The organism is Acinetobacter sp. YH12105 (genome assembly GCF_013419095.1).
Lineage (GTDB): Bacteria > Pseudomonadota > Gammaproteobacteria > Pseudomonadales > Moraxellaceae > Acinetobacter > Acinetobacter pseudolwoffii.
In genome coordinates, this window is record NZ_VPAU01000011.1 from 68,677 (window position 1) to 93,554 (window position 24,878).

The 24,878-nt window shown below is 43.8% G+C and carries 33 protein-coding genes, 1 other RNA gene and 1 pseudogene; 22 read left to right on the forward strand and 13 right to left on the reverse strand.

Features of this window, described 5'->3' with window-relative positions:
- Positions 1 to 46 precede the first annotated feature (46 nt).
- Genes FTU44_RS09460 through lpxA form a run of 4 tightly spaced genes read left to right on the forward strand, consistent with a single transcriptional unit; the run spans position 47 to position 2,894 of the window.
- On the forward strand, positions 47 to 544 hold the full coding sequence (locus FTU44_RS09460; RefSeq protein WP_180050287.1) for an OmpH family outer membrane protein: 498 nt from the start codon (positions 47 to 49) through the stop codon (positions 542 to 544).
- 3 nt (positions 545 to 547) lie between these two features.
- Positions 548 to 1,618, forward strand: a complete 1,071-nt coding sequence (gene lpxD / locus FTU44_RS09465) for a UDP-3-O-(3-hydroxymyristoyl)glucosamine N-acyltransferase (protein WP_005096712.1) — start codon at positions 548 to 550, stop codon at positions 1,616 to 1,618.
- 5 nt (positions 1,619 to 1,623) lie between these two features.
- Positions 1,624 to 2,109, forward strand: a complete 486-nt coding sequence (gene fabZ, locus FTU44_RS09470; RefSeq protein ID WP_171063349.1) for a 3-hydroxyacyl-ACP dehydratase FabZ — start codon at positions 1,624 to 1,626, stop codon at positions 2,107 to 2,109.
- Entirely contained in the window at positions 2,106 to 2,894 is a 789-nt protein-coding gene (gene lpxA / locus FTU44_RS09475; RefSeq protein WP_074382858.1) for an acyl-ACP--UDP-N-acetylglucosamine O-acyltransferase, read from the forward strand. Before fabZ ends, lpxA begins: the two co-directional genes overlap by 4 nt.
- A 73-nt stretch (positions 2,895 to 2,967) precedes the next feature.
- On the opposite strand, the gene FTU44_RS09480 is transcribed toward lpxA, so the two are convergent.
- Complete coding sequence (locus tag FTU44_RS09480; RefSeq protein WP_180050290.1) at positions 2,968 to 3,765, reverse strand: YbgF trimerization domain-containing protein; 798 nt, start codon at positions 3,763 to 3,765, stop codon at positions 2,968 to 2,970.
- Positions 3,766 to 4,058: 293 nt separating this feature from the next.
- Between FTU44_RS09480 and ffs the strand changes: the two genes are divergently transcribed.
- An RNA gene (ffs, locus tag FTU44_RS09485) (signal recognition particle sRNA small type) lies at positions 4,059 to 4,155 on the forward strand.
- A 192-nt stretch (positions 4,156 to 4,347) separates the two neighbouring features.
- Here the strand turns inward: ffs and FTU44_RS09490 are convergent.
- From FTU44_RS09490 to FTU44_RS09505, 4 genes are all read right to left on the reverse strand, one after another.
- Positions 4,348 to 4,956, reverse strand: coding sequence for a regulatory protein RecX (locus tag FTU44_RS09490; protein ID WP_100357125.1), 609 nt, complete (start codon positions 4,954 to 4,956; stop codon positions 4,348 to 4,350).
- A gap of 90 nt (positions 4,957 to 5,046) precedes the next feature.
- Entirely contained in the window at positions 5,047 to 6,087 is a 1,041-nt protein-coding gene (gene recA, locus FTU44_RS09495) for a recombinase RecA (RefSeq protein ID WP_005096717.1), read from the reverse strand.
- 145 nt (positions 6,088 to 6,232) lie between these two features.
- Positions 6,233 to 6,673 carry an RNA-binding S4 domain-containing protein gene (locus tag FTU44_RS09500; protein WP_005096718.1) on the reverse strand — a complete coding sequence of 147 codons (441 nt, stop codon included), beginning with the start codon at positions 6,671 to 6,673 and terminating at the stop codon, positions 6,233 to 6,235.
- Complete coding sequence (locus FTU44_RS09505; protein ID WP_218949983.1) at positions 6,666 to 7,340, reverse strand: HAD-IA family hydrolase; 675 nt, start codon at positions 7,338 to 7,340, stop codon at positions 6,666 to 6,668. The genes FTU44_RS09500 and FTU44_RS09505 overlap by 8 nt, the downstream gene beginning before the upstream one ends.
- 221 nt (positions 7,341 to 7,561) lie before the next feature.
- Here FTU44_RS09505 and FTU44_RS09510 point away from each other — a divergent pair, with 221 nt between their 5' ends.
- Positions 7,562 to 8,863 carry an integrase family protein gene (locus tag FTU44_RS09510; protein WP_180050293.1) on the forward strand — a complete coding sequence of 434 codons (1,302 nt, stop codon included), beginning with the start codon at positions 7,562 to 7,564 and terminating at the stop codon, positions 8,861 to 8,863.
- Here the strand turns inward: FTU44_RS09510 and FTU44_RS15215 are convergent.
- From FTU44_RS15215 to FTU44_RS09545, 8 genes are all read right to left on the reverse strand, one after another.
- Positions 8,773 to 8,994 carry a hypothetical protein gene (locus tag FTU44_RS15215; protein ID WP_005251506.1) on the reverse strand — a complete coding sequence of 74 codons (222 nt, stop codon included), beginning with the start codon at positions 8,992 to 8,994 and terminating at the stop codon, positions 8,773 to 8,775. The genes FTU44_RS09510 and FTU44_RS15215 overlap by 91 nt on opposite strands.
- Positions 8,994 to 9,356: a hypothetical protein gene (locus FTU44_RS09515; RefSeq protein WP_180050296.1), complete on the reverse strand. Its 363-nt coding sequence runs from the start codon at positions 9,354 to 9,356 to the stop codon at positions 8,994 to 8,996. Before FTU44_RS09515 ends, FTU44_RS15215 begins: the two co-directional genes overlap by 1 nt.
- Positions 9,349 to 9,594: a hypothetical protein gene (locus tag FTU44_RS09520; RefSeq protein WP_180050299.1), complete on the reverse strand. Its 246-nt coding sequence runs from the start codon at positions 9,592 to 9,594 to the stop codon at positions 9,349 to 9,351. Before FTU44_RS09520 ends, FTU44_RS09515 begins: the two co-directional genes overlap by 8 nt.
- 46 nt (positions 9,595 to 9,640) lie before the next feature.
- Positions 9,641 to 11,113: a recombinase RecT gene (locus FTU44_RS09525; RefSeq protein ID WP_180050302.1), complete on the reverse strand. Its 1,473-nt coding sequence runs from the start codon at positions 11,111 to 11,113 to the stop codon at positions 9,641 to 9,643.
- 23 nt (positions 11,114 to 11,136) lie between these two features.
- Entirely contained in the window at positions 11,137 to 12,015 is an 879-nt protein-coding gene (locus FTU44_RS09530; RefSeq protein ID WP_373686012.1) for a PD-(D/E)XK nuclease-like domain-containing protein, read from the reverse strand.
- Entirely contained in the window at positions 12,012 to 12,254 is a 243-nt protein-coding gene (locus tag FTU44_RS09535; RefSeq protein WP_180050305.1) for a hypothetical protein, read from the reverse strand. The genes FTU44_RS09530 and FTU44_RS09535 overlap by 4 nt, the downstream gene beginning before the upstream one ends.
- A gap of 189 nt (positions 12,255 to 12,443) precedes the next feature.
- Positions 12,444 to 12,809 carry a hypothetical protein gene (locus FTU44_RS09540; RefSeq protein WP_180050308.1) on the reverse strand — a complete coding sequence of 122 codons (366 nt, stop codon included), beginning with the start codon at positions 12,807 to 12,809 and terminating at the stop codon, positions 12,444 to 12,446.
- Positions 12,809 to 13,534: a S24 family peptidase gene (locus tag FTU44_RS09545; RefSeq protein WP_180050310.1), complete on the reverse strand. Its 726-nt coding sequence runs from the start codon at positions 13,532 to 13,534 to the stop codon at positions 12,809 to 12,811. The genes FTU44_RS09540 and FTU44_RS09545 overlap by 1 nt, the downstream gene beginning before the upstream one ends.
- Before the next feature lie 116 nt (positions 13,535 to 13,650).
- Here FTU44_RS09545 and FTU44_RS09550 point away from each other — a divergent pair, with 116 nt between their 5' ends.
- The 16 genes and pseudogenes from FTU44_RS09550 (at position 13,651) to FTU44_RS09625 (ending at position 24,877) form a co-directional block, all read left to right on the forward strand.
- Entirely contained in the window at positions 13,651 to 13,866 is a 216-nt protein-coding gene (locus FTU44_RS09550) for an XRE family transcriptional regulator (protein ID WP_180050313.1), read from the forward strand.
- Positions 13,866 to 14,204, forward strand: coding sequence for a hypothetical protein (locus FTU44_RS09555; RefSeq protein WP_180050316.1), 339 nt, complete (start codon positions 13,866 to 13,868; stop codon positions 14,202 to 14,204). Before FTU44_RS09550 ends, FTU44_RS09555 begins: the two co-directional genes overlap by 1 nt.
- Positions 14,198 to 15,085 (forward strand): replication protein, encoded by an 888-nt coding sequence (locus tag FTU44_RS09560; RefSeq protein WP_180050319.1) that lies wholly within the window; start codon positions 14,198 to 14,200, stop codon positions 15,083 to 15,085. Before FTU44_RS09555 ends, FTU44_RS09560 begins: the two co-directional genes overlap by 7 nt.
- Positions 15,082 to 15,681 (forward strand): restriction endonuclease, encoded by a 600-nt coding sequence (locus tag FTU44_RS09565; RefSeq protein ID WP_180050322.1) that lies wholly within the window; start codon positions 15,082 to 15,084, stop codon positions 15,679 to 15,681. The genes FTU44_RS09560 and FTU44_RS09565 overlap by 4 nt, the downstream gene beginning before the upstream one ends.
- Complete coding sequence (locus FTU44_RS09570; RefSeq protein WP_180050325.1) at positions 15,678 to 16,190, forward strand: RusA family crossover junction endodeoxyribonuclease; 513 nt, start codon at positions 15,678 to 15,680, stop codon at positions 16,188 to 16,190. The genes FTU44_RS09565 and FTU44_RS09570 overlap by 4 nt, the downstream gene beginning before the upstream one ends.
- Positions 16,191 to 16,207: 17 nt before the next feature.
- A pseudogene (locus FTU44_RS09575) lies at positions 16,208 to 16,651 on the forward strand (hypothetical protein); the annotation flags it as partial.
- Between the two features lie 451 nt (positions 16,652 to 17,102).
- Positions 17,103 to 17,597: a hypothetical protein gene (locus FTU44_RS09580; RefSeq protein ID WP_180050328.1), complete on the forward strand. Its 495-nt coding sequence runs from the start codon at positions 17,103 to 17,105 to the stop codon at positions 17,595 to 17,597.
- 65 nt (positions 17,598 to 17,662) lie between these two features.
- Positions 17,663 to 17,992 (forward strand): hypothetical protein, encoded by a 330-nt coding sequence (locus FTU44_RS09585; protein WP_180050331.1) that lies wholly within the window; start codon positions 17,663 to 17,665, stop codon positions 17,990 to 17,992.
- 2 nt (positions 17,993 to 17,994) lie between these two features.
- Complete coding sequence (locus tag FTU44_RS09590) at positions 17,995 to 18,228, forward strand: hypothetical protein (RefSeq protein WP_159515833.1); 234 nt, start codon at positions 17,995 to 17,997, stop codon at positions 18,226 to 18,228.
- A 1-nt stretch (position 18,229) separates the two neighbouring features.
- Positions 18,230 to 18,451 (forward strand): hypothetical protein, encoded by a 222-nt coding sequence (locus tag FTU44_RS09595; protein WP_180050334.1) that lies wholly within the window; start codon positions 18,230 to 18,232, stop codon positions 18,449 to 18,451.
- Between the two features lie 3 nt (positions 18,452 to 18,454).
- Positions 18,455 to 20,113 (forward strand): portal protein, encoded by a 1,659-nt coding sequence (locus FTU44_RS09600; protein ID WP_180050337.1) that lies wholly within the window; start codon positions 18,455 to 18,457, stop codon positions 20,111 to 20,113.
- Positions 20,110 to 20,634 carry a hypothetical protein gene (locus FTU44_RS09605; RefSeq protein WP_180050340.1) on the forward strand — a complete coding sequence of 175 codons (525 nt, stop codon included), beginning with the start codon at positions 20,110 to 20,112 and terminating at the stop codon, positions 20,632 to 20,634. Before FTU44_RS09600 ends, FTU44_RS09605 begins: the two co-directional genes overlap by 4 nt.
- Entirely contained in the window at positions 20,627 to 21,268 is a 642-nt protein-coding gene (locus tag FTU44_RS09610; RefSeq protein WP_180050343.1) for a hypothetical protein, read from the forward strand. The genes FTU44_RS09605 and FTU44_RS09610 overlap by 8 nt, the downstream gene beginning before the upstream one ends.
- 13 nt (positions 21,269 to 21,281) lie before the next feature.
- The gene (locus tag FTU44_RS09615) at positions 21,282 to 22,181 is read left to right on the forward strand and encodes a phage capsid protein (RefSeq protein WP_180050345.1); all 900 of its coding nucleotides are present in this window, start codon (positions 21,282 to 21,284) and stop codon (positions 22,179 to 22,181) included.
- 108 nt (positions 22,182 to 22,289) lie between these two features.
- Complete coding sequence (locus FTU44_RS09620) at positions 22,290 to 22,853, forward strand: hypothetical protein (RefSeq protein ID WP_180050348.1); 564 nt, start codon at positions 22,290 to 22,292, stop codon at positions 22,851 to 22,853.
- Positions 22,853 to 24,877: a carbohydrate-binding protein gene (locus FTU44_RS09625; RefSeq protein ID WP_180050351.1), complete on the forward strand. Its 2,025-nt coding sequence runs from the start codon at positions 22,853 to 22,855 to the stop codon at positions 24,875 to 24,877. Before FTU44_RS09620 ends, FTU44_RS09625 begins: the two co-directional genes overlap by 1 nt.
- Position 24,878: the final 1 nt, after the last annotated feature.

Genomic DNA, 24,878 nt, shown 5'->3' on the forward strand with positions numbered 1-24,878 from the left:
GAGGTTGCGAGGCTTTATGAGCAAATTTTTTTGAATGAGTAAGAATATGAAAAAAATGATCATGGCGATGAGCCTGGCTTTGGCAAGTGTTGCACCTTTGACTCAAGCAGCTGGTATTGGTGTGATTGACTTGGAGCGTGTAGTCGAAGGCAGTACTTATCTGAAACAGCAAAACACGGCATTTCAACAAAAAATTCAGCCACAAACCAGCAAGATTGAACAACTCAGTAAAGAACTGGAAGCTTTGCAGCAGCGTGCTCAGTCTAATACCAAACTGAGCGATGCTGAAAAGCAGAAGATGTCTACGCAATATCAGGCTAAATTTCAGGAATTGAATCAGTTGCAACAATCTGTGCAGAGTAATGTTCAAAGTTCGATTCAGCAGATTCGGACGGTATTTGATGCACGTGTAAAGCAAATTGCTGAACAATTGCGTAAAGAAAATAACCTGAATGTGGTTTTAAATAAAAATTCAGCACTTGCTTATGACGCTAAATATGATTTAACTGATAAAATGATTCAAAAGGTTAATGCAATTAAGTAATCAATGAATCATCAACAGCTTCAGTTAGCTGACCTTGCTCGCCTGGTTCAAGGCGAGTGCGTAGGTCAGGCAGATTTGCGTTTGAGCGCTTTGGCCAGTCTTGAGCATGCGACATCGCAAGATTTGGCATTCGTCAATGCAGACAAATATGTAGAGCAAGCCAATCAAAGTCAGGCGGCTGCTTTAATTGTCACTGCTGAACTGAAACAACAAATAACGTCACATCAGAACTTTATTGTTGTTGCAAATCCTTATCTGGCTTTTGCGATCCTGACCCATGTATTTGAGAAAAAAAATACCCAGCGTGGTATCGAAAGTACTGCTCAAATTCATCCTTCAGCGATCATCGCCGATGATGCGTATATTGGACACTATGTGGTGATTGGCGAGCATTGTGTTGTGGGCGCCAATACCGTGATTCAGCCTCATGTACATGTCGATAATGATGTGGAAATCGGTCAGGACTGTTTTATTGATGCGCATGTGACGCTGACGGGTGGCGCCAAAATTGGCAATCGCGTTCGTATTCATGCCAATACCGTGATTGGCAGCGAAGGTTTTGGTTTTGCACCTTATCAAGGTAAATGGCATCGTATTGCCCAGCTTGGTTCTGTGCGTATTGCTGATGATGTGCGTATCGGGTCAAACTGTAGTATAGACCGCGGTGCATTGGATGATACGATTTTGCAACAGGGTGTGATTATTGATAATCTTGTGCAAATCGCGCATAACGTCAAGATTGGTGCCAATACCGCACTCGCAGCAAAATGCGGAATCGCCGGAAGCACTACAATTGGCAAAAACTGTGTATTTGCAGGTGCGGTGGGGGTAGTAGGCCACATTAATATCGCAGATAATGTCACAATTACTGGCATGTCAATGGTGACAAAAAATATTTCTGAGGCGGGCAGTTATTCTTCTGGCACACCTATGTTGGAAAGTTTGCACTGGAAACGTGCTGCTGTGCGTTTTAAACAATTAGCAGATGTGCCATTGACCCAGGTGATGAAACGACTAGATCATATGCAATCTCAAATTGAGTCCATTGAATCAACATTTAAGTTGCGTAAATAATTATGATGACAGAGTCGAATTTGCCTACATTCACGAAACCTGAATTGCCAATGAATATTCAAAAGATTCGTGAATATTTGCCCCATCGTTATCCATTTTTATTGGTTGATCGCGTGGTCGAGATTACCGAAAATGGCATTGTTGGTTATAAAAACGTCTCAATTAATGAAGAGTTTTTGCAAGGCCATTTTCCGAATTATCCAATTATGCCGGGTGTGCTGATTGTTGAAGCACTGGCACAAATCTCGGGAATCTTGGGTTTTGTGATGAACAATGAAACACCAAGTGCGGGTTCATTGTTCCTTTTTGCCGGTGCGGAGAAGGTTAGGTTTAAAAAACAGGTGGTTGCAGGCGATCAATTGGTATTAAAAGCTGAATTGGTGATGCAAAAGCGCGGCATTTACAAATATAATTGTATTGCCACTGTAGATGGCGTCGTCGCAACAACCGCGGAAATTATGGTTTCGCATCAAAAAGTCGAGCAGGCATGAGCAATAATCCCCTTATTCATCCAACTGCCATTATTGACGCATCAGCAGTCATCGCTGCCGATGTAGAAATTGGTCCATACTGTATTATTGGGCCAAACGTCACTATTGGTGCGGGTAGCAAACTTCATTCACATGTAGTGGTGGGTGGCTATACGCGTATAGGTGAATATAATGAAATTTTCCAGTTCGCCAGTGTAGGCGAGGTTTGTCAGGATCTTAAGTATGCCGGTGAAGAAACCTGGCTTGAGATTGGCGATCACAACAAGATCCGTGAGCATTGTAGTTTGCATCGTGGTACCGTTCAGGATCAGGGTTTAACCAAGATTGGCAGTCATAATCTTCTAATGGTCAACACCCATATTGCCCATGACTGCATGGTCGGTGATCACAATATCTTTGCCAATAATGTCGGTGTGGCTGGACATGTTCATGTCGGGGATTATGTGGTCATTGGTGGAAACTCAGGGATTCATCAATTCTGCAAGATTGACTCTTATAGCATGATTGGCGGAGCATCACTGATTTTGAAAGATGTGCCGGCCTATGTGATGGTGTCAGGTAATCCTGCGCACGCTTTTGCTATGAATATTGAGGGAATGCGTCGTAAGGGCTGGTCTAAGGCCATAATTGACGGTTTGCGTACTGCCTTTAAACTGATTTATAAATCAGGTTTAACCACTCAGGAAGCAATCGAGCAGATTCGTAAAGATATCTTGCCGGAAGTTGCCGAAGCACAACGTTTGATTGATTCTCTTGAACAATCCAAGCGTGGTATTGTGCGCTAAAATATTTCAAGTAAAAAAAGACACCTTTAAGGTGTCTTTTTTATTGCTGAATTAAGGGTTATCTAGAAGATTATTACTTAAAAAATTTAGCTTCTTCAGATTGCGGGTAATTACTGAGTAATTTGTTCTTGTACTGGGTGGCAATGGCCGGTTTTTGCTCGACGTCCTTGCTAATGTTATGCAGTTGATAAAGCGCACGCGAAGCACGGGTCGACTTTGGATAGCGGTCTGCCACAATGGTGTAATTGCGTTTTGCTTCTTCAAAATTTGGCGGATCGATGGCCAGATTGAATTCTGCTAACCAGAAATAGGCATTGCTGATATACACACTATTCGGATTGTTTTTAATAAAGTTCTGCATGGGTGCAATGGCTTTGGCTGCACCGCCATTTTTATAGGCATCTAAGGCTACTGTATAGGCTGCTTTGTCCAGCTCGGTGGGCTGTTGTCCGCTGCTCGCTGTATTGATCTCATTCGCATTTAAACTGGGAGAACTATCCTGTGGGTTGTCCTCCGTTGGGTTTTCTTCAGCCGGTTCAATTTTTTGCTGTAACAGTTCCAGGCGCTGATCGAGATCGGCATAGCGATTGGTCAGTTCGCTTTTCAGTTGGGCAATTTCATTTTCCTGTTCTTCCATTTTGCCGCGCAAGATCCGCAGATCACTTTCCAGTTGCTGGTTTTTTTGCATAATCTGCCAGCTGGTATTGGTTTGCACAGGTGTCGATACGCCGGCAGAACTCGCAGACTGGGTATTCATTGACGCTTGATTGGCAGTCTGGCTCAAGCCACGCGATTCAATTGGAATATTGGCAAATAGCGGTATGGTAAAGAGTGCTGTCACTGCACACAATACGGTCTTTTTAAACATCATAAAATTTCCATAATTCTTTGTGAGATACGTATCCGCTGCTCATCTTTTAAAGAAGATCATTCATATACATTGCACACATTAAAAACGGCATTTTTAGAAATTGCAACAAGGTTTTACAAAGATCATGCGAATCTGGGTGTTGATGGATTGATTGTGAAGATCGCTTGAAAATCAGCAGAAATATTAATATTGTTTTTAAAATAATCAAACGGATAGCTTGATGGATTATTTTAAGGAACAAAGCTTGCAACTTGATTAAAAATCTCTATACTCTGTTTTTGTAATGGTAGCCCTGCTGGTTACTTCGCAATTGTACTCTATGAACCCCGCCAGGACCGGAAGGTAGCAACGGTAATAGAACTATGATGTGCCGGAGCTTTGCTGGTAGGGTTGCCACCATATTTTTCAATAATAAAAACATTTTATCCCAGCCTATTAATCTCAAAGCTCACTTCTAATATCAGCTAATTTTTAATATTTTATTATCCCGATAATTCGTTCTGCTAGCGAACTGATTTTCTCATTTTAAGATCAATCTGCAAACACTTTTGTAGTAGGTCTATTAATGAATCTGAATACAAATTAATCTTCCACTTTACGGTTAATCGCCTTAATAATCGTATCCATTTCAAAACCACGGTACATCAGAAAACGGATCTGTTTGGCCTTGAGCTTCGGATCTTTAGTAACTTCCGCCCCATATTTTTTGACTTTCAGCTCGTAGGCTTGCTGCACCCAGTCAGTTTCTTTCAGTTCTTCTGCGATTAAAGCTGTATCAACTTTCTTGTTTTTTAATTTCATTTTAATCTGATTGGGGCCTTTGCCTTTACGCTTTTGGCTCGACAGCATGGTTTCTGCGACACGCTGATCACTCTGGTAATTCTCTCGTGATAATTCTTCAACTAATTCCAGTACTTCATCGCGATCCTCTGCATATAGGCATAGCTTCTCGATCAGTTCGGCTTTAGCATATTCTTTGCGGGTCAGTACGGCAAAAGCATACGAACGCAAACGCGAGCCAGTTAAGCCCGGTTTTTTCTTTTCATCAAGGGTATCAAACAGGCGCTCTTCTGAGTCGAAAGTGGGTTTTTGTTTCGATGTGTTTTGCTGGGTCGCTTGATCATCAGCATCGCCAAATTGCTGTTTTAAAGTTTCATAATCGAGCAGTTTGCTGAATTTTGCCTCTGACATCTTTCTCTCGCATTTTATCATCTACCCATAATAACAAAACGCCCCGTAGGGCGCTGTGTCGTGATGTTTAAAGACTAGGCAGATAATAGATTAGGCATCTAAAAGATCTGCTTCTTCTTTATTATCTTCTTCAGTGATCACGGCTTTGGTCAGCAGTTGCTCGCGAATCAGCTTTTCAATGGTTTGCGCCATTTCTTTATGCTCTTCCAAATAACGGATGGTATTGTTCTTACCTTGGCCAATTTTGTCGCCTTGATAAGAATACCACGCACCGGCTTTCTGCACGATTTCTTGCTGTACAGCCAGATCGATCAATTCACCCAGATGGTTCACGCCTTTGCCGTACAGAATCTGGAACAGGGCTTCTCTAAATGGAGGCGCCATTTTGTTTTTCACGACTTTGACTTTGGTTTCAGAACCAACGATCTCGTCACCTTCTTTCACCTGACCAATACGACGGATGTCTAGACGTACAGATGCATAGAACTTCAATGCGTTACCGCCAGTCGTGGTTTCCGGGCTACCGAACATGACACCAATCTTCATACGAATCTGGTTAATGAAGATCACCATACAGTTGGAACGCTTGGCATTACCGGTGATTTTACGCAGTGCCTGGCTCATCAAACGGGCTTGCAGACCCATATGCGAGTCACCCATTTCGCCTTCAATTTCCGCACGTGGCGTTAGAGCAGCTACAGAATCGACCACGATCATGTCAATTGCACCAGAGCGTACCAGCATATCTGCGATTTCAAGCGCCTGTTCACCATGGTCGGGCTGCGATACCAGCAGGTTATCAATATCTACGCCAAGTTTACGCGCATATTGCGGATCAAGTGCATGTTCGGCATCGATAAATGCACATGTACCACCGGCTTTTTGACATTCTGCAATTGCTTGCAGGGTCATCGTGGTTTTACCTGATGATTCAGGACCATAAATCTCGACGATACGGCCCTTCGGTAGGCCACCAATACCGAGTGCGATATCCAGGGTTAAAGAACCTGTAGATACTGCTTCAACAGCCTGAACGGTATTGTCACCAAGACGCATGACTGTATTTTTACCAAACTGTTTTTCAATCTGGCTTAAGGCAGCGTTAAGCGCCTTGTTTTTATTCTCATCCATCTTACAACCTCAATACGATGTCACTCAGTTAGTACTCAAGTGGATGTCTTAAATTAGAGCTTTGTTCCACAGGCGTATAGTGACAGAATTTTCCCTAGTGTTCTATCAATGTCAGCGCATGTACGACACATTCTGACGCTTGAATTTAATCGTCATTATACGACCATGACTGATCAAAACTCTGACTATTTTCATTTTTAAATTTACTGATATCCCGGCGATCTTTCTTGCTTGGACGATGATCGGGACGAGCTAGATTATGCAACTTTCTTTGTGAGGTAATCAATTCCCGTCGAGCAATACTGACTTCGGTTTCTTCATACAGTTTTTGTGCCACAGGTGCAGGGCCGCGAACATCAGAAAGTTCTTTAACCAGGACAGTTTTCTTGTCGATGCCTTGCTGAATCGTCAGTTCCATACCGACACGGACTTCGCGTGATACTTTGACACGTTCACCATTGTGGTGGACTTTACCACCTTCAATTGCATGTTTGGCAATGGAACGGGTCTTGAAAAACCGTGCTGCCCAAAGCCATTTGTCTATACGCATGCCTACCGCATCTTCGGGTAAAGACGATTTACGCATATTTTTTCTCTACCTCAGCCTGATTTAAATAAGTGATTAAATCTGTTAATTGGTGCAGCATCGGATAATTGCAAGTCTCGCGTGCGACTTTGGCCGAAGAGGGTTGCTGGATACTGAGCAGGTTTTCAATCCCGTAGGCTTTGGCACCATTCAGGACTTTTTCGGTATCATCAATAAAATAAGCATGTTGCGGATCGAAGGGATGCATGGCATTCAAGCCTTGCCAGAATTCAACAAATTCTTTGGCGTGCCCAATCGTTTCTGAACTGACAATCACATCAAAATAATGGCTTAAATTTAAGTGATCCAGTTTAAAGGCCAGTCCGGCACAATCGGCATTGGTGGCCAGCCAGATCGGGTAGCCATTCGTTTTAAGATAATCCAGTAATTCGAGACAATACGGGCGTAAGGCGACTTTGTCTTTATGTTCAATCTGCATCGCCAGAACATCAACTTCGACTTTAGCCGTCCAGAAGCGTGAGGAGTACCAGTTTAGGGTATGATTATGTTCCTGATAGAATGCGGAGAGGGTCGCCTGACTGTGTTCCATGCTACAGCCATGTGTGGCAGCATAACGCACAGGCAGCAACTCATTCCAGATGAAATCATCGTAGGCAAGATCAAGTAAAGTTCCATCCATATCGAAAATTATAGTCGGCCTTTCCATTCAACATTCTCCAAAGTTTTTCAAAGTTCAACAAAGCATATAGAAAAGCTTTAGATTCAATAGAATTATTCAACTTTCGCGTTTATTAACGGCAATCAAATAAATTCAAAGTTCAACAAAGTCATTTACCTTTCAAGAAAAAATATGTACATATGTGTGTACATAATTTTGCTCTGTTCAAATATGTACAGAGTATAGAACATTTGGACTGGAAAATTTAAATGGCTTTAAGTGATAGTTGGCTCAAATCCAACAATGGGAAACCGCGTGAAAAAGTTGAGGTGGTGACGGATCGGGATGGCCTGTCAGTTCGAATTACACCTAAAGGCAAGATCGTCTTTCAATATCGCTATCGTTTTGGCGGCAAGGCCAAAAGACTGGACTTAGGTACTTATCCCTTACTCAGTTTAAAAGATGCCCGGGTACAGGTACATAAATATAAAGCTGAGCTCGACCAGGGCAAGGATCCGATGCAGCTTAAACTGAAAGGGGAAAGCGACTATCTGAAACAGCTCACAGTCAAAGACATTTGCGATCTTTGGTTTAATACGGTGGCCATTCATAAAGTCTCATATAAGGATGATTATCGAGCCTTTGAGTTGCACGTTTATCCGCGTATAGGTAGACGAATCTGTGATGATGTGTCGCTGCAAGAGTGGTCGCAATTGCTCTTTGATATTGCTGCGGATGCTAAAACCGTATCGATCAAGGTGCTGGGCAATTTAAGAATGATCATGCGCTGGGGATGCATTCACGGAAAATTACAGCATCAGCCTATTCAGCACTTGAGAGCAGCGGACCTAAACGTAAAGAAAGTCAAACGGTCGCGTTATCTTTCAGAACAGGAAATATTCTGGGTGGTACATGCTTCACTGCGATCGAATGCAATATCACCAAAAAATAAAGCCATTATTATCATGCTGCTGTTCTTCGGTTGTCGTGTATCAGAATTAAGACTGGCCAAGAAGTCGGACTTCGATTTTCAGGAAATGATCTGGCACGTACCACCAGAGAATCACAAGATGGGGGACCGTACCCATAAGCCGATTATCCGGCCCATCATTCCGCAAATTGTGCCATTCATTAAGTATGTGTTTTCACTCTCACCTGATAGCTGTGAATACGCTTTCCCGAACTTAAAAGGCAAAGCCTATACCATGCTGGCCAAAAGCTTTCAGACGACTATACCTATATATGTGAATGAGAATGTGCGTAAACGTTTTGGGGTGGAGATCCAGCACTGGACCACACATGATTTACGAAGAACGATGAGAACACATATATCAGAACTGGCACCGCCGCATATTTGTGAAATTATGCTTGGCCATGGTTTACCTGCAGTATGGGGAACTTATGATTTACATGAGTATTTAGATGATCAGGCGCAGGCGTATGAAAAGTGGTTCTTCAAGCTCTGCGCCATATTGGACAATTACGAGCGCTTTGATATCAAAGGCTGTATTTCAAGTGATTCAAGCAATCCGTTGTCTCTTTCCCAGGCATCCACGGCTTTGATCCCGTAACGGCTGCTTGAGCGCCCATGTGCTTTGATCACTGGTTCAGGGAAATCCTTTTTATTGCGCCAGTTGATCAAAGTGCCTTTTGTTACCCCATAACGCTTCAGTAACTCAGGCGTTGAGATATATAAAACCATTAAGACACCTCCTTTGAACTTTTCACTACAGATTCCGGTAAACCAAACACATCTTTAAAAGCCTTATCAAATTCACCGCTTGCAATGAATTGATCGATGCAGTTTTCCGGCTTCTGATGCTGAGCGATGTAGCTGCTCAATGCCTGATATATACCGTTTGAATTTCCCTTAGTTACACCGACATGAATCTTGTCACCGATATTCTTAACTGAAAATCCAACATTAAGGTTTGAAGCATCAATGATTTCCATAAATGGCACGAATTCGTCCTGATTAAAAATCAGATCAAATGGTATTTCTTTATGCAGTTCATCACACACATAGTTCGCCAATTGAAGTTTGGTTAATTGAATTTCAGTCATTGGCTGGCTCCTGTGCTTTAATCGCTGCCTTGTATAACTCTTTGGCTTCATCTAAATTTGCAAAATCATCACCAATACATATTGATGCGATTTCAATCAAAGTGTCTTTTGTCGGCTCTTTCGGCATCAAAACAAACCCTTCCTGTTTAATCGCTTCAATCACAGCTTCCGCCTGATCTTCTGTGAACTCTGAAAAGTTGTCCTGAATCGCTTTTGTAATAACCGCTTTAATATTCATTTCCAATTCCTTTCAGACCACACCCGAAGGTGTGGCCATATCCGTATTATTTATTTGGGAACATATCCATCTGATCTTCGATCAATTTCTTTTTTTGCTGGTAGGCTTGCAGTAATTCCTGTTGATGCTCACTGGTCAAGTCCGGCTTCGCTGCATTCATTTTCTGGGCGACTTGTCGAAGATCTTCACCGTTCTTGGCATCAGAGATCAGTAGGATAAGACCACTTTTAACTGACCCACTTTTGAGAGGATCTACAGCTGGCGCTTGTGATGCCTCAAACTTGGCACGAACTTCTTCAATGTTGCCTACTAAATACTGAGCATCACCCTGATTTAAAGCACCGTCATTTTCGATCTGTTCTTCGATATCCAGTACATCAGCCAGTGACTTCGCCGTATTCAGAGCCTTGGCATAAGCACGTCTAAGCTCACCAGAGGCAGGTTGTTTCTTTTGCTCAACCAGTGCTTCGGCTTCTTGTTGCAGGCGCTTCAATTCATCTACGCTTAGTTCGCCATCAGCCGCCGCATTTGATGTTTGATTTTGGGCATTTTCAACTGGTGCTTCTTCCACAGCCTTAGGCTGGCGTTTGGTGATTGGCTTTTCTTCTGCAGCTGGTACATCTTCGACTACTTTAGGTTGAAACTTTTGCGCCTGTGCATTCACTAACTTCATCAATTCTTTACGTGGTTCATCTTCCGCAATATCGAATACCTGGTCTTCTAAAGCATCCAGTTCAGCAGGGGATTTTGCTGCAAGAATTTTGCGCTTGAGCTGACTAATATCTGCTTTGGTAGACAAGCCTTGCTCTGGTGTAACGTCAATGATTCGGTCTTGTTCTTCTTCTGCAGAACGTAGGCCCATCAATAATTCAGGTGCATAAACACGGCCAAAGAATGAAGCAGCACGATAGCGCAGCATCTGTTCAGGCATGGTTTGCCATTTAGATCCGTTCTTCTGGTACCAGCCTTCTTTAACAGCCATTTCAATACTGATTTTAGAAGATTCAAGACGTTCACCTGATTCACGTTCGATCACCCAGGCAACACAGGTAAGATTCTGAATTTTGATTTTCTTGGTTAAGTTCTGTTTTTTACCACCAGACCATGACGTTTCCTGGTATTCAACTTCCTTTTCACCCAAGTCCTGAATTTCAAAACGTAGGGCAGAGAAACGACCACAGCTATTGATTGAAGCCATGATGAACTGTGATGACCAAGATGGACGGCCTTCAATCAAATACAGGTTTTGCATGATCATTAACGGATCTGCACCCATACGGTTAGCCATGTTTAAAGCAATGATGCAGTTAGATAGGCCATTCGGGTTTTCTTCATCGCGGTACACCCATTGGCCGTTTTGATCTTTACCAGCTTTAACCTTTAAAACAGCGCGGTACTGTTCAGGTACCAGGGTAGAGCTAGACAACATTTTTGCGACACGTTGAGACAGTTCAAAAGCTTCAAGGTTTAAAAGGCCAACAGAATTCATTTGTGGAGCAGTAGAGATTTGAGCATTCATGATAAAAATTCCTATAAATTAAATTAGTTAAAATCGTTTTCTAAAGCTTGTTTGGTCATATAAGACGGTAAATAAATTTCTTCCATTTCGGTTGGGTAGCCGTCCCATTTATCAATGAGTAGCGACTCAGCCAGTCGGGCTTTGGACTTGTTGTATCGGGTTTCACCTACACTTAAAAACAGGTCAGATGCCTTGTACTGTTTGACGTTGAAAGGCAAAGCACTTTCAGCCACAAGGAAAACGAAGTCTGGCTTTTCTGGTGTGCGGTAGTACTCCTGGAAGCCTTCGCGGTACATGGCCGCCGATAGGTCATAACCAAACTTGGCGCAGCTTCTTGAGAATTCATTTGGACGTGCATCCGTTGTGGTCTTCAAGTCCAGAATCAGGCCGTTAGGAAATGCTGAACATGGTGCAATGTGCCAGTCAGGACGGATACGCAGCTGCAAGTCATAGGTTGGATCGGTGAAGAAAATGCTTGCTTCAGGCATACCGTAGTTATTTTGCATGTCTGCATAGCTGCTTAATGTGCGCAGGTTGGTCGCCATACGCTGAGCATTTTCAATATCTTCTTCGGTGACAGCCAATTTCCCAGCGTTTGCTTGTTCCCATGCTTCCGCTTCTGCTTTCCCATCTTTGGTGCGGCGGTTGAATTTAGGTGCAATCACGAATTCATTTTCAAACTGTTCAGGCTCTAAAAACATGGTGTGAACCAATGTGCCGAAGTTCATAGCGGTTGAAGCTTCTTTTTTTGCTTCTTTGCTAATACTGTTCACATAGAAGTGGGCACCAGAACGCAGCATGTCTTTTAACTGGCTTGAGCTGAACTCAGGACGAGCGTGATATTCATCATTGCTCATTTCCTCAACGAGCTGTGCCGTTGGTAGTTCGATAAAGGCGTTCACTTCGCACCCCCTACAGACTTGGCAATTGCTTCCGCCTGGTATGCAGACTGCTTTTCCGCTGCATGCAGAATCATGACTGACAGACCAAAGAAGATTGAAAACAGGAGCATCCAGGCAGCTACATTTGAAGCGACTTCTTTCGCTACTGATTTCGGTTCTGGGTGCTGATACAAACGCTCAGAAGTCATGCTTGATGCATCAAACTCTGGCAGGTTGCTTTGAATAGGATTTTGTTTCATACTTATCTCGCTTTATTGCAAGCCCGCTAGATTTCCAGTCCCTGCGGGCTTTTTATTGGGCACGAGATAAATATCGCATTAACGATAAATATAGTCAATAGCTATTGCGATATTTTATCGCTAAAAAGATCTAATTATTTTTATGGCAATAAAAAACCACCTGAAGGTGGCTTTGGGGGCAGAAGGTAATTAACGTGACTTACACATATCTCCTTTGTATCTATAGCTCTCCACTATTCCCTCAACCAACTTAAATTCTAGTCTGCACCACATGTTCTGAGGAACTGAGGTTTGCGTATTGATTAAATAACCATTGACTACAGACGTATCAGACTTGGAATTGAATACGGTTTGGCTTTGGTTGTATTCAAGGATTTCAAAGTTACTTATTTTATATTCTCTGTCCGGAATTCCCATTTCCTCAATCAATTGGGCTTTGTTTAAGCCCTTTTTTTCATCCATTCTTTTTTCAAACTTAGCAACTGTTACGCAAGCTGAAAGAAAGAGTACAAGTAAAGAAGCTACTGATAGTCTTAATAATTTCTTTTTGTTCATCACCAGTTCTCCATGGATTGCCAAGACCAAGCCCAGCCAATAATTTGAAATTGTTGATCAATTATTTCCTGAGCGGTTAATCTTTCTTCTGGAAATTCCACAGTATTATCGGAAACAATTCGCACACCACCGAGAGGGAGATTGTAAAGTCGCTTAAATTTAAAAAGTCCACCATGGCAAATAGCAAATACTTTGCCATCTTTTATAGTTGTACGCTCTAAATCAACGTAAACAGTATCCCTGTCTTTAATAGTTGGTAGCATTGAATCACCACTCGCAGGAAATGCCACACAGTTTGCTTGATGAATGTGTCTATCGTTTAGAGATTTACTATTTATAGTGATTTCCTCATGCTCTTGTTCAAGAACCTCCCCAAATGATCCAGATCCACAGGAAATAGAAAGATTCGGATAATACCTAATTTTCACTAGATTATTTATTTGATAAATAATCTCATCATTATTATTAACATGTTCAATTATTTGATCAATTGTGCCGTTGGTATGCTCTTTGTTATTTACAGATTCCTGTTTACCTGTCAATAAATAACTACTTGAAGTACCTAGTGCCTGAGCAATAGCTTCCATATTTATAGCTGATGTACTTTTTTTATCATTCTCTAAATCGGAAATAGTTGATTGGCCAACTTTTGCTTTTTTAGCTAGTTCAGGCTGAGACATGCTTAGAGATCTTCTTAGTGTTCTAATTCGATTTCCTACACTCATGATTATTGCTCCAAAGTTGATATCGCTATTGTGATGTAAATTTATATCGCTATGGCGGTTGCTTAAATATCGCAATCAAGATAAATTATCCCAATAGCTATTACGGGAATGATGAAATGACTAATTGGAGTCAGTTAATTAAAGACCTTCAGGACAAGGAGAAGGGGAATATGACTCAGCAACAAATTGCAGAGAGTGTTCCTTGCTCACAAAACTACATAAGTGATCTAAAGGCTGGAAAGAAAGGTAAAAGGCTTTCGTATGAAATCGCTGACGGGTTGAAGAGATTACACAAAGAGAAAGTAAACCCAGAAAACGAAGGGGCTGCTTAATGTCAGAAAAATTAAATGCTGTTGCAACACTACGCTGTTCTTTTGATGAAAAGAGCAAAGCTGAGGCTATAGCTCGGGTAAAAAAATTTAATTCAATATCTGAATATTTACGTGATTTGCTCATTAAGGATATTTCTGCAACTGAGGAATATCTGCATTGTCTAGCAAAAGAGTTCGACCTGGCTATGAATACAGTGTCTACAGTGCATACGCCATTTTTTGAGCTTGCACCCGAACCACTACCAAAACCTACCGGCACAAAAAAAGCCCAACTGCTCGAACAGATGGACTTTCTTGCCGTTCACTCGAAAGCAAACGAGGCATGTAACGAATGTTGAATTTAGCACAGGAACAACACCCAGCTCAAGGGCTAGTGGTGCCGTTTCCCAAAAAAGAGCGACTAACGATGACAGGGATAGATGAGGGATATACAAGACTTCCAAATCTGCTCATTGACTCTGAGATTATGGCGGATCTGAGCGACAAGGCGTTCAAATGCCTAGTGTTCATAGTGCGTCAAACTGTAGGGTTTGGGCGCAATTCTCACACCATTGCAGTTACGCAATTCCAGAAGTACTGCGGTATTAAAAAAGAGGAAACCGTTACCAAGGTAATTCGTGAATTAGAGCAATGCAAAGCTATTAAAGTTGAGCGTAAATCAGGGTGCTTAAATGAGTACTTCCTCACGCTTGACCAGTACCAACAAACAGCACCACCCCCATCAAAGGGGGGTAGCCCCATGAAACAGGGGGAGAGTACCACCGTTGCAGGTGGGGAGAGTACCCCCATGAAACAGGGGGCTATTAAAGAAAACTTTAAAGAAAATATTAAAGAAAATAATAATTATAAAGCGCCGGCTGATTTTGTTCCTCAGGATCGTGGTGCTTTGAATTTTATTGATTACCACTCTGAGGATCCAAAGCTGTACACGCTGAAAGATCTATCTGGGACCTACCCAATCAAACAGGATTTCATGGCGCAAGCAGCTGTGAGTTTTCCAAAGCTGTCACAAGACATCGTACTTGAACAACTCAAAGAGCTGGCGCAATGGTCAGTTGGTCAACCTGAACGCATTTCTCAAAAATGGATGACCACTTGGTTGAACTGGTTACGCAATTACCAGCCGGCAAAACCGAAGGCAGATCTAAAACAACCTAAGGCTGAACAACCAAAACGTCATCGTTATGGCCAAGGTGTAATTCCACGAGGTGAATCATGAGCAATATCCAGTTATTCCAGGATGCATTCGTTGTCGATTTTCCAGCTGAGATTGCAGATCAGGTCTTAGGTCGGATGCAGGCACTGTACGGTGAAATGTTCGATAAAAAATACGGAAATATTAATCCGGCAGAGCTGCAATTCACTGTTTGTACGGTTTTGAACGGTTTGAAACCTGCAGAGTTACGCCGTGGTTTAGAGCGTATGAATTCTGAAAAATGGTGTCCTTCACTTCCTGAGTTTCGTTCTTGGTGTGTGCATGACGGCGACTGGTGGACAGCTGAACAAGCATGGGCCAAAGCTTTAAATTTTGAAGCAGATCCAGCCAATAAGATCACGACATTGGCCAAGCGTGCACTGGATGAAGTTCGCCACATACTCAAAACCGAAGGCCAGAAAGCAGCTCACTTTGCATTCAGAGATATTTACAGCGATTACCTGGACAAAGCCAAGAAATCCGGACGTGTTCAAGTGATGTACGTACCACCAGTGAAGCCAGTAGCGATTGAGCATGACGAAAAGAATCGTAAAGGCGTGCCATGTCCACCTGAGTTGGCAGCCATGATCAAAGGAACGATTAAGCGAGCGACTGCATGACGATACGTATGAGTGAAAAACAGTTAGAAGTTCACTTGAATAAGCACAAATTACGCAAGGAATGCGCGACAGTGCAATTTAAAAACAAAATTGAAGCAAAGACACATGAAGCAGAACAAAACGCCGTAGACGCGAAACTAGAGCGAAATAGCACAGGGGGAGAAAAAGTTATTTTAGATTTTAATTTGCCGGCCATTCCTCCATCAGTAAACCACTATTGGAAGAAATCTGGACGCGGTTTCAAGTTGAGTGATGAGGCAAGAGATTTTCATGATCTGGTCAGCATGTTGGTACCGCCAACCAGAACAGCAGCACGGTTAAAACTGGAGGTGACGTTTCATTTTCCAAATCGATTAAGACGGGATATCGATAATTACTTGAAAGCAACGATTGATAGCCTGGTGAAGTGTGAATTTTGCGTAGATGACGAACAGTTTGATGAGCTGATAGTACGCCGGGGCAATGTGGTTAAAGGCGGATTACTCAAAATAAAAGTGATGGAAATCTAATGATTATAGGGGTTGCTATGGGAAGTTCTATGGGGCTGCAACTAACAGGCGGTGAGTGTGGAGAGGGGGTATATACGAACGACCCTCGCGCGCGCGCGCGTTTTATCAATCTGCATACCAAAAAGAAGGTCAAAGAGTTCAAGTTAAAACTTCGAAATTACAAGCGTCCGGACTTCAACCGAATGATTCTGGACTTAGGCAAATGCGGCTGGACACACGAAAAGATTGCAGACGTTCTGCCGGTGTCTGGTGCTTCTACAGTTTCAGAATGGGCGCGTGGTGGCGTTCCAAATTATGACAACGGCCATGCCTTCATCATGCTCTGGCAAACAGAGACAGGCATTGTGCGCTATCCACTGGAAGGTGAATGGATGACATACAAGTACAAGATTGGCCAGATGGATATTTTTGAAGACGGCGGCCTGTGTGATCAGGTCATTGATGAGTTGGATCGGGCTTTGTCTGAACCAGTAGCAAGAATAGTGATTGACCATAGCCAATATAAGAATGGTGATTATGCAATGTACACAGATGGCACGCCTGTTCTTCTCCGTGTTCAAAAGCACCATCTTACAGGCGAAGTTATGGTGAGCAAGTTTGGATCACTTGGTAACTATGTTAAGCCAATGGTTGCTATCCGTAAGGCAACACAGCAAGAGATAGATCTGTACTGTAAAAAACAAATGAAGAAGGAGAGACGTAAGAGCAAGTCTTATAACGGGGGGAACTTTCAATAATGCCACCTGACTACACCCATATCGAGAATGACGGCACGCCGTGGAAGGAGTTCAACGGCGATTGGTTTTACTGGCGTGAATTGTGGGGATGGATTCAGTATGTCGGGCCGAAGAATAGTAATTTTTTTAATAAGTTTAGGTAGAATGAGGGCAATTTATAATAAGGATTTATTTTATGTGGGAATGTATTGTCAATGCATGGGCTTGGTTGGGGAGCAATTCGGGACAAGTGCAAATTATCATTGCATTGATAGCTGTCTATTATGTCTATTATCAAATTAAGCTTTTCAAGAAACAAAGATATTTTGAATTAAGACTTCAACTTATTGAGTTTATTTATCAACAGCTGAATGTCGTTAATGCAATAAAATTAAAAACACTAAAAATAAAAATATTTTCTAAGCATGCATGTGATTTAACCAAGGTAGAAAGAGAGTTAATTGATGGGTTTTTGGAAATTTCAGACTCAACAGAAGATGCTCTGGTTGAGATGAAAGAGTGTTTAGAAATTATGCTGGATTCAGTGAATGATGATTGTGATGTATTTACCATAAAGGAGCTAGAAGTAGAGCTAAAAGAGGCAATGGAGCGTATTAAAGATATAAGAGATTTTCATGATAGGTATGACAAGTTGATAGTAATGCTTGATAAAGATAATCCTCTTAAATAACACACAACAAACCCCAACACCCATACCCCCACAGTAACCCTATCAACCAACGATAGGGTTTTTTTATGGCAGCTCGCAAAGTAAATACACCAGGTGCAACAGAGAAGGCACCAGCAGCAGACACCACACCAATTGGTGCAACTGAGTCAGATCCAAAGGGCGAAAAAGCAACTGGTGAAATGTCTGAAGCACCTCAAGACCAGTCTACTAATGAAACCAGTTCACTAGGTACACCAGTTGAACCTGTCGAAGACTCACGTATTGATCAGATCCTTGTAAACCAAGCACGCATCGAAAAGAAACTCGACCAGTTATTAAAGTCGGGTGGCATTGAAGTGAAGAAAAAACAGCGCTGGTCCCAAGGTAAAAACGGTCTAGAACTTAAGGATATCTAATTATGTGCGGTGGATTCGTAGGCAAGGCCATTAGCACTGTGACGGATGCCATTGGTCTGACTGATACCAAGGCAGCATCCAAGGGCTATGACGCTCAGGCAGCGGAAGCCAAAGCCCGAGCAGAGGCACAGACAGCGGAAAACGAACAGGTGGCACAGCGTAAAAAGCGTAAGGCATCTGAAGTTCTTTCTTCTGGATCTTCTCAGGACGAGAAGAAAAATACCTTAGGAGGTTGATATGTGCGGAGGATCAATCGGCAAGTTGTTTCAAAACAGTGGGAAGATTTTTGGACTCGACATCGTTGGTACGAAAGAGCGTGCAGCGAATAAAGCAGCTGAAAACTCACCAGAAGCCCAGCAATCTAAACAGGACAATGCACAGGCTGCCATGAAAAAGCGCCGCGCATCTGAGGTTTTAAGTGCTGGTGATAGCAATAAAAAATCAACACTAGGCGGATAAGGCATGAGTGATCGAGCAAGTCAAATTTGCAAACGGTTGGGTGAGCTTCGGGCAGAACGTGCCAAATATGAAGCCCACTGGACTGAATGCTACAAGTACGGAGCACCTGAGCGCCAACAGTGTTTTAACGGTAGTTCAGGTTCCGAAGGCACCAGAGAGAAACAGCGTGCTGATTTGCTGGATTCTACTGCTGCCGAATCAATCCTGATCTTTGTATCTAACCTGATTGCAGGTACCACACCTGCAAACGCGATCTGGTTTAAAGCTGTGCCTGATGGCATGGACAATCAAGCCGAACTCACACCAGGTGAACACTGGCTTGAACAGGTCGCACAATTCTTATTCCGCAATATCCACGGTGCAAACTTTGACAGTGAAATCTACGACATGATCATTGATTTCGCCGTTGCTGGTTGGGGCGTGGTTTATCAAGACATTGACCGTGAAAAAGGCGGTGGCTTCACATACCAGTGCTGGCCAATTGGTGAATGCTTTATTGCTTCTACACGTCCAGATGGTCAAGTAGATACGATTTATCGTGAATACACTAAAACCGCTGCACAGCTGGTATCTGAGTTTGGTGAACACAAGGTAAGTGATGCTGTACGTAATGCTTACCAAAGCCGGCCAGATGACCGTTTCAAGATTGTGCATGTGATTGAACCACGCAAGGTCAAAGCATCAATGACCAACCGTGTATTGCTGCCGAAGAATATGCCGTTCGCTTCATATCACGTGGAAGTGAATGGAAAAAATATCCTGAAGGAATCTGGTTACAACGAATTCCCATGTGCGGTACCACGTTTTAGAAAGATCCCGGGCAGTGTATACGGAATCGGCATCATGTCCACGGCGTTACCAGATGCTAAATCAGCCAATGCTTTGATGCGTGACACCTTGCGCAGTGCTGAGATTGATGTGCTTGGTTTCTGGATTGCTGAAGATGATGGCATTTTAAACCCACGTACTGTGCGTATCGGTGGCGGCAAGATCGTTCCTGCAGGAAACGTGGATTCAATGAAGCGTCTGGATAGTGGTCGGGGCTTTCAGGTCGCAGATCCGCTGTTAGATCGTCTTCAATCCAGCATACGCAGAAAGCTTATGGCTGATGGTATGGCTCAGCACTACAACACACCACCTACGGCCGCAGAGATTTATGCACGTGTCGACATGATTCGGCAGCAGCTCGGGCCGCTATATGGCCGTGCACAGGCTGAATTACTGGTTCCTATTCTTGATCGTGCTTTTGGTCTGGCATATCGGGCAGAGGCATTAGGCGAAGCACCAGAGGATCTACAAGGCCGCAATCTTTCATTCAAGTTTATTTCACCACTGGCACGCGCCCAGAAGCTTGAGGAAGTGGCCAGCATTGAACGTCTAATGGCTTCACTTGGATCAATTATTGAAGTCGCTCCGGATGCACTGGACAACATCAATCTTGATGCCGTACCGCAAGTACTGGCAGCTGGTCTAGGTGCGCCAACTTCAATCATGCGTACCACGGATGAACTTCAGGCATATCGTGAACAGAAAGCTCAGGCACAACAGCAGGCAGCAGCACAGGAACAAGAAGCAGCTATGGCACAACAGATGACAGGTGCAGTCGCACAGGGCATGGGTAAAGGTCTGGAAGCACAAATGGTCAGTGAGGTGATGCAATGATTTTAGGTTTTGCGGTGATGGCCATTCTTGCACTGATTGCATGTGTCGGCTGGTGGAACTGCTACCGGTCTAAGCAGCTTGTAGAAGCTGTAAGCGAGTTTAATAGAAATGCGGTTAATGAGCTTCAGATTTGGCTTCATGAAGAAAAGCAAACAGTTGAAGCACTTGAGAATGAGCTTGCCAATCTTAAGGCTCAGCCTGATCAGGAATTTAAAGAACTGGTCCAGGAGCAAGAGGACGAATTAGGTTTTGGCCACCACGTCAAATGGCGTTCACATCGAAAGCCAACGGCGCAAACCTACCAGATTCACTTTGATATTGAGCCGAACGGCCAACGAATTTTAGAAGAACTTACAGCGCGGTTTAAGCGCAATCCATTTACCGATGATGAACGCGAAACATGCCGCCGTTTGGGCCGTGCCGAAGTCGTGGACTTCATTATCAACCGAATTAACACAGCAAACGACCCTCGCTATGACGAGAGCCTAGAACTAGCACACATGGAGCAAAACAATGAATGAACAACAAACAGCAAACACACCAGACGTTCAAACAACTGAACAGACTCAAACTACAACACCACCTGCAGGAACAGAAACGCAAACGGTGCCAGGTACTGAGACAACACAGCAGAACCCTGGTGAACAAGAAACGCAAACAACTGAAACAGATCCAGCAAAAGCGGTACCAGAATCTGCCGATGCTTATTCAGTTGAAATTGATGGCTTCGATTTTGATGCTTTTAAAGCGGATAACACTGAAGTATTGGAATCATTCCATGCTGAAGGTATGACCAATAAGCAAGTTGAAGCAGTCGTTAAAGCCTATGAACAGCATCAATCCGTTCAAATGGAAGCCCTGCAGCAAGAATGGGGCAATGACTTTGGGGTGAATGTGAACCTGGCTAAACAGGCCATTGAAGCATTAGGTTTCCAAGCTTCGGATCTGGACTCACCAATTGGTGCGTTAAAGCTGGCAGCTGCTATTGGTAAGCATATTCAGGAAGATTCACCGCCACAGAACACACAGCAAAGTGGTAGCGAAACCATTCAACAATTGCAAATGTCGGAAGCATACCGTAACGCAGATCATCCTGATCACAAGTCAGTGGCGCAACGTGTAGACGCTTGGTATGCAAAACAATACGTAGATTAAGGGGTAGTAAAACATGGCTCAAGACATGGCTACAAATGGCGGGATGATTACCGCCGCATTCAAGCGTCAATTTCACGATGCGTTTGAAATTCAATGTCAACAAACACAATCAGTGCTTCAGGTGCTGGCGCATGATCGCGGACAGATCCAAGGTTCATCTTTCACAGTCAATGATCTTGGCGCAGTGGAAATGGAGAAGATGACGACTCGATTTGCTGATACTAAATGGTCTGTACCTGAGGCTGGTACGCGTTTAGCGGTAATGGAAGATTACGGTCTATTCGTACCAATCGATCCACGTGATGAAGCGAAGCTTTCAGCAAATCCGACTTCACCATACATGCAAGCGTGTCTAGCTGCAGAACATCGTCAGCGTGACCGTGTAATTTACACGTCACTTGGTGCATCGGTACAGCGTAAAACTGCAGACGGCGAAAGCTACACAGCTACACCGGTGCCAGCAGGTCAAACCATTGCAGCATCTGCCACACCAATGAATAAGGCCAAGATTGCCAAAGCACGTGCCTTGTTCCGTAAAAACCAGTGTGACAACTTGCCGTTGTACATGATCTATAACTCAGAAATCCTTGAACAGATTCTGGTGGATGAAGAGCTGACCAAATGGGACCGCGACACGATCCAGCAGATTCAGGATGGTGATGTGGCTAAAAAATGGGGTGGCTTTATCTGGTTGCCTTATGAAGAGCTGGCAGATGGTGCAGGCGGTGATACTGAAGGTCGTACCTTTGCAGTTGCGAAAGGCTCAACTCACTATGGCCGTAATACGATCTCTAACTTTGACATTGTTACCCGTGCTGACAAATCAAACGTGAAGCAGATCGGCGGTATCGCATCTTATGGTGCGGCACGTGCCAACGAACAGAAGATTGTCTTAATCGACTTCCTTCGTTAAGTAGGGGCTTTGGCTCGGTACCTTGGGCATGGGGTGTCGGGTCTTTTTTATACCCAAAAAACCGCAACCTAAAAGCCTTCAAGATCATTAAAACTTGAGGGCTTTTTTATGTCTATTACAACCAGAACAACCATCGTCAATCATGCTTTAAGTCTGATCGGGGATAGCAATATTGCATCATTTGATGAGAACACAGCACGTGCTGAACGCTGCCGCAGTATCTATGACCAGGTGCGGAAATCAATTCTCCGTGATCATCCGTGGTCATGTGCAAAAAAACGTACCATTCTTGCGCCAGTGACCACGTATCCGGCCTTTGGTTATACCCATTCTTTCCCATTGCCGCGTGACTTCATCCGGATCATCAGTGCCAATACAGAGCAGTATGAGGTCGAGAATCGTTACATTCTGGCCAATCAGCAGCAGATCAACCTTGAATATATTTTTGACAACGATAACGAAGATTCATGGGATTCAATGCTGGTTGAAGCCATGTCACTCAAGATGGCTGCCAAGCTATGCAAACCGAATACCGGTAGCGATGCAGCAGGGCAATCGGCAGAAGCGCAATATCGTGATTTGATCAAGCGTGCACGTACGATCAATGCACAAGAACGACCTTCTGAAGACATCGTGTATGAGGAATCACGCTATATCGGGAGTCGCTACTAATGAAGCAATGGCTACTTAAAAATAACCTGTCCAGCGGTGAGCTATCACCGTTACTGCATACCCGAACTGATGTGCAGCAATATGCCAACGGCGCTAAAAAACTATTGAATGCAATTCCATTGGTAGAAGGTGGTGCAAAGAAACGACCAGGCACTAAATACCGTGGCATCTTCGCTGGTGCATTGCGTCTGATTCCTTTTGTACCGAACTCAGACAATCCATTTCTATTGATCTTGGGCATTAATACACTGCAGGTGTATGACCCTTTAACGCAATCCGTGGTCCATACAGGAAGTACGCCGTATAACACAGCGACCAAAGTTGCACAGATCCAAGTGGCACACTCACGCTATCGCATGTTCTTTGTTCAGGGTGATCATCCGGTGCATCGTCTGGTCTGTAGTAAGGATTTTGATAACTGGAACTTTGATCAATTCACTTTTGTCACCGCACCGGTGGATGAAATCAATACCACACCTAACGTGGCATTAACGCCGACTGGTGTGGAAGTGGGGAAAACCATTTCACTGAATGCAGCTGCTTTTCCGAACTGGAGCTCAACAGAAAACTACATCATTGGTGAGCGTGTTATTTATCTTGGCCAGACATGGCGTGCCATAGCGGATAGTACTGGCAAGGTTCCAGCAGCTGAGAGTACCGATTGGGAATCTGTGACTGCAGGTGATGCATCTGTGTTCATTCCTGCGCATGTGGGGGCAATCATTTCGATTAATGGTGGCCAAGTCAAAATTACATCCTATGTTTCACCAACCGGTGTGTTGGGTGAGGTCATTGTTAAGCTTAATGCAGCAGTCCAGGCAATTGCTAAATCATGGACCTTAAATACTGCAGCGTTTACAGCAGCGACTGGCTACCCATCCACGGTGACATTCTTCAAACAGCGCCTGGTCTTTGCCAATACAAAGAACAATCCGAACCAGTTATGGGTGAGTGCAATCGGAAATGATGGTGATTTCTTGGAAGCAACGGACGATGCCAGCGCATTTTCCATGGCTTCATCTTCTGCACAGGCAGACAACATTCTGCACCTGGCACAGCGTGGTGGTGTGGTGGCGCTTACTGGTGGTTCTGAGTTTCTGATCAGTTCAACCGGTGCATTTACACCTGCATCTGCCCAGATAGAACAGCATACAACCTACGGCGCGCAATCCAACGTCCGTCCGTGTCTGGTGGGGAATGAACTGTTATTTGTACAGCGTGGCGGTAACCGTTTGCGTGCTTTGTCTTATCGCTACGAGGTAGACGGTCTGGTCAGTCCTGAGCTGTCAGCCATTGCACCACACATTGCTGAAGACCATGGCGGTATCAAGGAACTAACCTATCAGCAAACGCCGTATAGCTTGGTCTGGATGGTGCTGAATGATGGCATGGTGGCCAGTATCACTTTAAACCGTGATCAGGAGATGAATGCCTGGGCACAGCATGACTTTGGTGGATCTGTACGCTCAATCTGTGCTTTGCCCCAAGCTGCAGGCAATGATCTGTGCTTCATGCTGGTTACGCGTAAAACTTCGGTTGTGCTTGAGCAGCTGGACGAAACATCATTCATGGATTGTGAGATTGCGCATAACGGCGCATTGGCAAACAGAAACCTGCATAACAGCACACAGTACCGATTCCAGAATGCAGATGGCTATTTCTACGATGACAACCAGCCAACATCCGGCACTTGGTTTGCTGGCCAGCCGTTCAATATGGAAGTTGAGTTTCTGCCACCGGATCACAGTCAAGTTCCCAATACTGCAATGTTCCATAAGATCCAGGCGCATGAAACGGTCTTGTATATCCGTAATTCAATTGGTGGCCAGTGCAACCAATACGATCTGGAACACAAGTCATTTAATCAGTCTGCCTTCCAGAACCTGACCTATACGGGGCCGGTCAGTGTCAGCATGAATGGCTGGTCAACCTTGCACGAAATGGAATTAAAAATAACACACAACAAACCGCTACCTTTCCACGTCCAGAGTGTAGCTATGTTGGTATCAATGAATGAGAGATAAA